General features: G+C 68.5%; 6 protein-coding genes. 4 read left to right on the top strand and 2 right to left on the bottom strand.

The annotated features are described in order from the left end of the window. Positions 1-33: 33 nt before the first annotated feature. Together ACFVIM_RS32135 and ACFVIM_RS32130 are read right to left on the bottom strand one after the other, a co-directional pair. Entirely contained in the window at positions 34-615 is a 582-nt protein-coding gene (locus ACFVIM_RS32135; protein WP_384308991.1) for a PadR family transcriptional regulator, read from the bottom strand. 508 nt (positions 616-1,123) lie between these two features. Continuing rightward, positions 1,124-1,489, bottom strand: a complete 366-nt coding sequence (locus ACFVIM_RS32130) for a VOC family protein (RefSeq protein ID WP_384308988.1) — start codon at positions 1,487-1,489, stop codon at positions 1,124-1,126. A gap of 96 nt (positions 1,490-1,585) precedes the next feature. Between ACFVIM_RS32130 and ACFVIM_RS32125 the strand changes: the two genes are divergently transcribed. The 4 genes from ACFVIM_RS32125 (at position 1,586) to ACFVIM_RS32110 (ending at position 5,614) form a co-directional block, all read left to right on the top strand. After that, a complete protein-coding gene (locus ACFVIM_RS32125) occupies positions 1,586-2,551 on the top strand; it encodes a helix-turn-helix transcriptional regulator (RefSeq protein ID WP_384308985.1) in 966 nt (321 codons plus the stop codon). A gap of 990 nt (positions 2,552-3,541) precedes the next feature. After that, positions 3,542-3,970 carry a VOC family protein gene (locus tag ACFVIM_RS32120; RefSeq protein ID WP_384308983.1) on the top strand — a complete coding sequence of 143 codons (429 nt, stop codon included), beginning with the start codon at positions 3,542-3,544 and terminating at the stop codon, positions 3,968-3,970. Positions 3,971-4,208: 238 nt separating this feature from the next. Then, entirely contained in the window at positions 4,209-4,571 is a 363-nt protein-coding gene (locus tag ACFVIM_RS32115; protein WP_384308980.1) for a hypothetical protein, read from the top strand. Between the two features lie 227 nt (positions 4,572-4,798). Beyond that, entirely contained in the window at positions 4,799-5,614 is an 816-nt protein-coding gene (locus tag ACFVIM_RS32110) for a PhzF family phenazine biosynthesis protein (RefSeq protein WP_384308977.1), read from the top strand. Positions 5,615-5,635 lie beyond the last annotated feature (21 nt).

Here is a 5,635-nt window from a genome sequence, read left to right as displayed (position 1 = left end):
GCGCGAGCGCGGGCCCCACCCACCCCCGCGGGGTCAGTCCTCGTCGGCGAGGATCAGATAGAGCTTCTTCCGGGCCTCGTTGATGACCTCGACCGCCTTGCCCCGCTGCTCGGGACTGCCGGCCTTCCAGACCTGCCCGAAGGCCTCCATCAGCCCCCATCCCGCCTGGCGGATCTCGTTGACGCTCTCCCAGTCGACGCCGCGACCGGCCTCCTCCCACGGCGCGTCCGGCCCGGCCTCGGCCTCGGCGCGGCCCGCGTCGGTGAGGGTGAACAGCTTCTTGCCGCCCTCGCTCGCGCTGGTGATCAGCCCCTCGTCCTCCAGCAGCTGGAGCGTGGGGTAGACCGATCCGGGGCTGGGCTTCCACGCCCCGCCGCTGCGCTCGCCGATCTCCTGGATCATCTCGTACCCGTGCATCGGGCGATCCGTGAGCAGCGCCAGGATCGAGGCCCGCACATCACCGCGCCTGGCCCGCCCCCGGCCTCCACCGCGCCCCCTGGGCGGCCCACCCCCGAAGGGCCCCCCGAACGGCGGCCCGAACGCCCCGAAGGCACGGCGCGCCTGATGTCCGGGCCCGCAGTGACCGTGCTCGTGCTCATGTCCCTGTGTACGCATCGTTGAGCTTCCTTTCATCATCGATCCGTCGCGATACCTCAACGATATATCGGAATGCATCAGAACACCATGCCCACCCTCGCCCGACGCGCGACCTGTGACAGCGATCGTTGATCGGTTGCCAGGGAGAGTTGATCAAAGCGTGTTTGTGTCAGCTCAGAGCGACTGCACGGCTGTTTGTGTCAGCTCAGGCTGACCATTGCGTGTTTGACCTGTATCGGTGAAGGTTGATCGCCTCGGTGCCGACGGTCTGGGACCGTGATCGATCGCCTGCCAGGTCGTTCTCTAGAAGCCGATCACCTGGAGGCTGCCTGTCGGCGAGCGTGGCGGCGACTTCGCTGATTGGCCAGCCGTCGTCAGCGACGAGTCGAGCGACTTTCAGCCGGCGGCGCGGGGTGAGGGCCGCGTTCGAATGCGATATTTCTGAGCTCCCAGACAGGCTGAAAGGCCGGCCATGGTGTGTGGCCGGCCCTTCAGCTTGGAGATATGCGGGGAGGGATAGTGCAGGTCAGTCGACCGGGGAGACTCGGATGAGGTTGCCGTCAGGGTCCGTAATCACGAACGTGCGGCCGAAGACAGCATCATGCGGCTCCTGCACAACGTGGACCCCCTTCGAGGCCCACCTCGTGAAGATCTCGTCAATCACCTGCGATGGCCCCGGCACCATGAGTCCGATCTCTGCCGTACGAGGGAGGCTCGGGACCGCGTGCTCGCTGTAGCCCGTCCACAGTGCGAACAGGACACCGGGGGCAGCTTCGAAGGCTACGTAGTGGGGACTGGTGAAGGTCGGTTCGATCTCGAACAGGTCGCTGTAGAAGGCGGTGGCGGCCTCGGCGTCGCGGACGCCGATCAGGAACAGGTTCGGTGCGGGCATGGAGTGCTCCTCAGCTCGTTGATTTCTCGGTCCAGCACCCAATGGATCACCCAATCGCGACGGAACCTGTCACCTTTTCTGAGAACATGGGCAAGCATGAAGGCTTCAAGACTCCTGCATCTCCTGCTGCTCCTGCAGACCCGTCAGCGGCTCACTACTACGGAGCTCGCCGCGCGTCTTGAGGTGTCCCGGCGGACTGTGCTGCGGGACGTCGAGGCGCTATCGACAGCGGGCGTGCCCGTCTATGCCGAACGTGGGCGGAACGGCGGGATCGTCCTGCTCTCCAGTGCACGGCTCAGCGCATCCCATCTGGAACCACCAGAACTGGAGGCCCTGTCCGTGGCCGGCTTGGACAGCGCACTACGTGAGCGAATGGGCCTAACTGCGGTGTGGGAGTCGGCCGAGCGCAAGATCGCCGCCCGCCAGGCTGCAGCACCTGAGTCGCCGAGCCCGCTGCGGCTGGCTGACCTTGTGCTTGTCGACAGCACCGCGTGGTTCGCTGCCCCCGAGGCAGCGGTCGAAGTATCGGATCTGGCCTCGACCCTGCGACACCGGCGACGCCTTCGAATCCTGTACCGGCGCAGCGCCGAGAGCCAGGCCTCGACACGGGTGGTCGACCCGTACGGGATCGTGGCCAAATCAGGTCGCTGGTATCTCGTCGCCGATGACCAGGGCGACAGCCGACTGCTCGCTCTGGAACGACTGTCGGCCTTCGAACAGCTAGACGCACCAGCCGTGCTCCAACCAGGCGAAACCCTCCGCACCAGATGGGCCGTGTTGAAGAAACGCACTGAGGAGCAAGATCGCGTGAGGGTGACCATCCGCCTGCCGGAAAAGGGTCTCGACCTGGCGCGACGCATCCTCGGCACCCGCATCCACCATGTCTCCGACGCGGAAAAAGGCTCGTGCGTCGTCGTCGTGCGCTACCCCGACATCGAGTCGGTGCGTCAGCTTCTTCAGTTCGGCGACCACATCGAGGTGCTCGCCCCTGAGACGGCCCGCGCACGCATCAGTCAGCTCGCCAGGGACCTGGCTGACAGTCACTCAACCCCCGCATCGTGATTGCCGATCAGGTCCCCTGTTCTCAATCAACGTGCCCGGTCAGTACATCTAGCCACGTTCAAAGCACGGCCTGACTTCGTCGCGGCTGCTCAGGCCAGCCACGGGACAACCGATAGCACTTACGCGAGCACCATCGCCGAGTCCAGCCGTCCTTGCGGCGGTCAATGGGTTTCTGGCACCGGCCGCAGGACACCGGCCCGAAGAAGATGGATGGGTCAGCACCCCCAGACGACCATGTGCGGCAACGGCGGCTGCACCAACGGCGAGGGGGATCGGCGGGCGACTTCGCTTCTATCGGGATGCCGCAGAACACGCATGTCCTCGAAGGCAGGGGAAGCCCGTCCCTCTCGATCAGCAGGTCCCAGCGGGAGACCTGCAGTTCGCATGTCTCCGAGCAGGTGCGCTTGGCGATGTGAGGGGTCGGCGGCACGGGGCCTTCGCAAGCGGCGCGATCGCGGAATGGCTACCGGTCAGCCGCGTCCTCTTCGCGGGAACGACGTTCGATGTAGGCCGCTCTGCGGCAGGCAGAGGAACAGAGCCGGTGACGTTGACCGAACTGGATCATCATCGGCTGCCGGCAGATTCGGCAGGGTTCCATGACTGGATGCTTCTGGGGGACGCGGCATCGAGTCGAGCAGTAAACGGGCATGACGCCGAACGTGCGGGTGACGGCGGCAATCCGTGCCCACGTTGGACGGCCCTGACATCTGGGCGGTCCTGCGAGGAAGCGCCGCAGGTAGGCGGGCGGAAGGCAGTTGGCGCGGGCGAGGCGGGCGACGAAGGGGTAGCAGCCTTCAGTGGCAATCGATCAGCGATCACTGGCACAGGTCACCTGCCCCCGTCCCCTACGGGTCGCCCCCGCCCCAGGTGATCCGGCTCGACGCGCTCCTCGTCGCGGATGCTCGGGCCATGGGCGCCACCCTTGTCACGCGAGACCGCATCCGGCATCCCGGGAACCCGTCGCGCGGTACACGCTCATACGATGGGCCGATGACGTTGATCAAGAAGTTCCAGGTGACCTTCGACTGCGCGGAACCCGAGCGCCTCGCTCGCTTCTGGTGCGAGGTACTGGGGTACGTCGTCCCGCCGCCGCCGGACGGCTTCGCCACCTGGGACGACTACACGGACGCGCAGCCACCCGAGCGACGGGACGCCTGGTTCGCCTGCGTCGATCCCTCAGGTGTGGGCCCACGGCTGTACTTCCAGCGCGTTCCCGAGGGGAAGGCCGCCAAGAACCGGGTGCATCTCGATGTGCGGGTCGGCACCGGGCTCGTGGGCGAGGAGCGCCTCGCCGCGCTGGAGGCCGAACGCGCGCGGCTGGTCCCGCTGGGCGCGGTACACGTGCGAACGCTGTACGACGGCGTGGACGCGTGCATACCGATGCTGGACATCGAGGGCAACGAGTTCTGTATCGACTGAGGGCCGCGCACGTGTCCCGGTTCCGTCCGCCCGCTGTGAGCGGTACCGGCCGGCGGCCTTGAGCGCACTCGTTCCCGGGCGTACGGAGCGGGCGGCCACGCGACGGCCCGGCAGCTCTACGGGGGTGAGGTCTTCCACGCCCCGAGCACGGCGTCGCACCGGAACACGGGACAGGGGCGCGCCGGGGTCGCGGTCCGTCCTCAGCGTCGCTGTCAGTGCCGGGTGACAGGCTTCTCCCATGAGTTACGACCTTGCTGTCTGGGAAGGCGAGCGGCCCGCGGATGACGCCGCCGCGGGCCGGCGCTTCGCCGAGCTGTATGACACGTACATGGACTCGGACGGGCCCGGCGTGGCCCCGACCGAGCGGATCACGGCCTTTGTCGCCGCGCTCCTGGAGCGCTGGCCCGATCTCACCGAGGACGAGGACGACATATCACCCTGGTCGTCCGGTCCGCTGATCTCCGAGGCGAGCGGTCCCCTGATCTACTTCCCGATGCGCTGGAGCATGGTGGAGGAGGCGTCCGTCTACGTGGCGGGGGTGGCGTCGTCGATGGGTCTCACCTGCTACGACCCGCAGTCGCAGTGTCTCTGGCCCCGATGACCACGAGGCCGTGGCGACACCGGCGCCCGACGACCCCCCGCTGAGGCCAACCGGCACGGCGGAGACGCCCCCGGCTCCCGTGACCGATCCGCTCCACGCCCCGGGTGACGGGGTCGGCGCGGGTCTGGGCCGCGCCCCGCCCGGACCAGGCCGGACCAGGCCAGGCCAGGCCAGGAAGGAGCGATTGGCCTTGGCCAGGCCCGTACCCACGGCCCTACCGTCACTCCATGCGCATCCGAATCGTCGACGCCTTCGCCGCGGCCCCCTTCACCGGCAACCCCGCCGGGGTCCTCCTCCTCGACACGCCCCACTTCCCCTCGGACGACTGGCTCCAGCACGTCGCCGCCGAGGTGAACCTCTCCGAGACCGCCTTCGCCCACCCGCTGCCCGCCGGGGGCGGGGCCGACTGGGCGCTGCGCTGGTTCACCCCCGTGACCGAGGTCGATATGTGCGGGCACGCCACGCTCGCCACCGCCCATGTGCTGCACACGACCGGAACCGCCAGCGGAACGGTCCGCTTCACCGCGCGCTGCGGCACGCTCACCACCACGGCCCACGAGGACGGCACCCTCACCCTGGACTTCCCGACCGCGCCGCTCAGCCCGGCCCCGGTACCCGAGGGGGTCGCCGGGGCGCTCGGCGCTCCCGTGCTCTCGGCCCATGGCACCGGCCCGCTGGGCGATCTGCTGCTCGAACTGGCCGACGAGACGACCGTACGGGGGCTGACCCCGGACTTCCGGGGCCTGCTCGCCCATGCCCGGCGCGGTGTCGTGGTGACGGCGGCGGCCGATCCCGGCGCGGAGTACGACTTCGTCTCCCGCGGCTTCTTCCCGAGTGTCGGTCTCGACGAGGACCCGGTGACGGGGAGCGCGCACACCGCGCTCGCCCCGTTCTGGTCGGCCCGGCTGGGCCGGGACGAGCTGACCGGGCTTCAGGCGTCCGCGCGGTCGGGCCTGGTCCGCACGGCCCTGCGCGGCGACCGGACCCTGCTGACCGGCACGGCGGTGACGGTCATCGACGGCGAACTGCTGGCGACCGTCTGAGACGGCGGATGACCGTACGCC

The sequence above is a fragment of the Streptomyces sp. NPDC057638 genome (assembly GCF_042800315.1).
In the GTDB taxonomy this organism is placed as follows: domain Bacteria; phylum Actinomycetota; class Actinomycetes; order Streptomycetales; family Streptomycetaceae; genus Streptomyces.
The sequence above is the reverse complement of the archived record's forward strand: the minus strand, read 5'-3'. Positions and strand labels throughout refer to the sequence as shown.